The sequence below is a fragment of the Staphylococcus pasteuri genome (genome assembly GCF_030547725.1).
GTDB lineage: Bacteria > Bacillota > Bacilli > Staphylococcales > Staphylococcaceae > Staphylococcus > Staphylococcus pasteuri.
This window is the reverse complement of the sequence record NZ_JAUOQO010000298.1, coordinates 1-277: the sequence shown is the minus strand read 5'-3', so window position 1 is coordinate 277 and position 277 is coordinate 1. Positions and strand designations below refer to the sequence as shown.

The window sequence follows — 277 nt, the reverse complement described above, 5'->3', positions numbered from 1 at the left end:
GATTTAGTGAGGGTATCAAAAAACGCTTTCGCTTGAGGCTTGTCCTCTAGTGCTTCGAGAAAATCTGTTGGTACTTGCATTTCACTTACCACATAAGCGCTTTCCCAGCGCCCGTCAGCTTTAGCTTCCCGAATATGCACAAGCCCAGCTTCCATCATGCGGTTTTCCGCAATCAAGCGCTCTGCATGCTCGGTGTTTCTTTTAGACCAGTTACTGCGTTTCTTTCTAGGTGTAATGCGTTGAACATAAGCCTGCTCATCGATGGACTTCTTAATAC

At 46.2% G+C, this 277-nt stretch carries 1 protein-coding gene; it reads right to left on the bottom strand.

Going from position 1 to position 277, the window contains the following annotated elements; all coding sequences use genetic code 11:
- Positions 1-277: YdeI/OmpD-associated family protein (locus Q4528_RS13745; protein ID WP_303522121.1), on the bottom strand; the 277-nt coding region annotated here is incomplete at both ends.